Origin of the sequence: Pseudomonas sp. K5002 (genome assembly GCF_013386655.1) — a bacterium.
Classification (GTDB): Bacteria; Pseudomonadota; Gammaproteobacteria; order Pseudomonadales; family Pseudomonadaceae; genus Aquipseudomonas.
This window is the reverse complement of the sequence record NZ_JACARK010000721.1, coordinates 1-2,639: the sequence shown is the minus strand read 5'-3', so window position 1 is coordinate 2,639 and position 2,639 is coordinate 1. Positions and strand designations below refer to the sequence as shown.

Below are 2,639 nucleotides of genomic sequence, written 5' to 3'. Positions count from 1 at the left end.
CTGCCAAGCGCAGCGGCCCGCGCAACGGTGCACCGCGTGACGGCCAGGCCCGTCGCGAAGAGTCGCGCAACCGTCGCCCGGCGCGTGATGATCAACCTCGCCTGTCGGAGCCAGCGGTGCAAAACCCGCGCGGCGGCCCGGCACCGAAGATCATCCACAAAGAGTCGAAAAGCGATCGCACGCTGACACCTGAGCAGTTGGATCAACTGCCGGGCCGTCCACGTGGTGAAAAACCGGCGTTGCTGACCCGCAACCGCTGAGTTTTCAAAGCGCCATAAAAAATGCCCCGGATCGCGAGATCCGGGGCATTTTTGTGTGGCCGGCGAAAATTACTTCGCTTTCACACCTTCAAACGTCACGTACAGCTCAACGTTGTTGGACGCTGGACCCAGGTCCATCTGCTTGCCGAAGTCCTGGCGATTGAAGGAGGTAGTACCTTCAAAGCCGGCACGGTAGCCGCCCCATGGATCCTTGCCTTCACCCAGGAAGGTCGCCTTGACGACGATCGGCTTGGTCACGCCGTGAAAGGTCAGGTCGCCGGTCACGTCAGCAGTGACTTGGCCAGCGGCATTCTTGCCAGTGGTCTTGACGCTGGTGGAGACGAACTTGGCATCGGCAAACTTGCCAACGTCCAGGAAGTCTTTGCTGGCGATGTGCTTGTCACGTTCGGCGTGGTTGGTGAACACGCTGGCGGTGCGGACGTTGAACTCAATCTTGCTGTCTTCAGGCTTGGCAGCATCGAAGCTGAACTTGCCGTCCAGGTCCTTGAAGGTACCGGTGATGAAGCTGTAGCCCAAGTGGCTGATCTTGAAGTCAACGAAGGCGTGCTGGCCTTCCTTGTCGACAACGTAGTCAGCTGCCATCGCCTGACCGGCAGTCAGCAGGGCAGAACCGATGGCCAGAGCGGCGAGAGTCTTTTTCAACATGCTTTCTATTCCTTGTGAGTCGAGGTTGAACATCAGGCTTTGCGCCCCAGCATACGAACCAGGGTCACATCACGATCAATGAAATGGTGTTTCAGCGCGGCCACGCCATGCAGGCCGGCGAACACCACCAATACCCAGGCCAGGTACAAATGCACCACGCCTGCAGTGTCTGCCTGGTCCGGTAGCCCGGAAACCAGCGCAGGAATCTCAAACAGGCCAAACACCGGGATCCCGACACCGTCTGCGGTGGAAATCAGGTAACCGGCAATCATCACGGCAAACAGCCCGAGATACAGGAACGCGTGGCCAAACGCAGCCCCCAGACGCGTCATGCGGCTATAGCTGGCAAGCGGTGGCGGCGGCGGGCTGACCAGGCGCCAGACGATCCGCACGAGCATGATGGCGAACAGCGTAATGCCGATGCTCTTGTGCAGGTCCGGGGCGTCTTTGCGCCAGGCACTGTAGTAGTCGAGACCGACCATCCACAGGCCCAATGCGAACAGACCGAACACCACCAGGGCCACGCCCCAGTGCAAAACGATGCTGACCCAGCCATAGCGGGCCGGTGAATTACGTAGTTGCATGTCCCAAATCCCGTAAGAGCTGTGGCAAGACTATCGATTTACCTATCGAATTAAAGCGGAAAATTTCGCTTTGAAATATCGAGAAATACGATCAAGAGCGTATGCAGAGTAAGTTAACAAGAGATTAAGGACTATCCAGAAGAAACGTGACGGACTGTCCTGCGTTTACCACCAATTTACGCTTCAGACTCGCAATGGGTTGTGACACAGGCCTGCATTGCATAGGCTTGCGCGATTGTTTCGCCCGCGCACGTCGCGAGCCGCTTCGAGGAGAATGAACATGGGTTTGAATAACCAGTGGATGCAACGCGACCTTGCGGTGCTGTGGCATCCCTGCACCCAGATGAAAGACCACCAGCAACTGCCGCTGATCCCGATCAAGCGCGGTGAAGGCATCTGGCTGGAAGACTTCGAAGGCAAACGCTACCTCGACGCCGTCAGTTCCTGGTGGGTCAACGTGTTTGGCCACGCCAACCCGCGCATCAACCAGCGCATCAAGGACCAGGTCGACCAGCTGGAACACGTGATCCTCGCCGGTTTCAGTCACCAGCCGGTAATCGAGCTGTCCGAGCGCCTGGTGAAGATGACCCCCGAAGGCCTGACCCGCTGCTTCTACGCCGACAACGGCTCGTCGTGCATCGAAGTCGCGCTGAAGATGAGCTTTCACTATTGGCTCAACCGCGGCCTGCCGAACAAGAAGCGCTTTGTCACCCTGACCAACAGCTACCACGGCGAAACCATCGCCGCGATGTCGGTAGGCGATGTGCCGCTGTTCACCGAGACCTATAAAGCCCTGCTGCTGGACACCATCAAGGTGCCGAGCCCCGACTGCTACCTGCGCCCCGACGGCATGAGCTGGGAAGAACATTCCCGGAACATGTTCCTGGCCATGGAGCAGACCCTGGCCGAAAACCACGACACCGTGGCCGCCGTGATCGTCGAGCCGCTGATCCAGGGCGCCGGCGGCATGCGCATGTACCACCCGGTGTACCTCAAGCTGCTGCGCGAAGCCTGCGACCGTTATGGCGTGCACCTGATCCACGACGAAATCGCCGTGGGCTTTGGCCGCACCGGTACGATGTTCGCCTGTGAACAGGCCGGCATCCGCCCGGACTTCCTGTGCCTGTCC

General features: G+C 59.1%; 3 protein-coding genes and 1 pseudogene. 2 read left to right on the top strand and 2 right to left on the bottom strand.

Going from position 1 to position 2,639, the window contains the following annotated elements:
- Positions 1 to 260 (top strand): annotated as a pseudogene (locus tag HX846_RS27075) (DEAD/DEAH box helicase); the annotation flags it as partial.
- 69 nt (positions 261 to 329) lie between these two features.
- Here the strand turns inward: HX846_RS27075 and HX846_RS27070 are convergent.
- The gene (locus HX846_RS27070; RefSeq protein WP_003216844.1) at positions 330 to 926 is read right to left on the bottom strand and encodes a YceI family protein; all 597 of its coding nucleotides are present in this window, start codon (positions 924 to 926) and stop codon (positions 330 to 332) included.
- A gap of 32 nt (positions 927 to 958) precedes the next feature.
- On the bottom strand, positions 959 to 1,510 hold the full coding sequence (locus tag HX846_RS27065; RefSeq protein WP_003216842.1) for a cytochrome b: 552 nt from the start codon (positions 1,508 to 1,510) through the stop codon (positions 959 to 961).
- 280 nt (positions 1,511 to 1,790) lie between these two features.
- Here HX846_RS27065 and HX846_RS27060 point away from each other — a divergent pair.
- On the top strand, positions 1,791 to 2,639 hold an 849-nt coding region (locus tag HX846_RS27060), incomplete at its 3' end, for an aminotransferase class III-fold pyridoxal phosphate-dependent enzyme (RefSeq protein WP_178966458.1).

Excerpts from the sequence above, each read along its gene's own strand:
- HX846_RS27070 (WP_003216844.1), bottom strand. The coding sequence starts at position 926 with ATGTTGAAAAAGACTCTCGCCGCTCTGGCCATCGGTTCTGCCCTGCTG.
- HX846_RS27065 (WP_003216842.1), bottom strand. The coding sequence starts at position 1,510 with ATGCAACTACGTAATTCACCGGCCCGCTATGGCTGGGTCAGCATCGTT.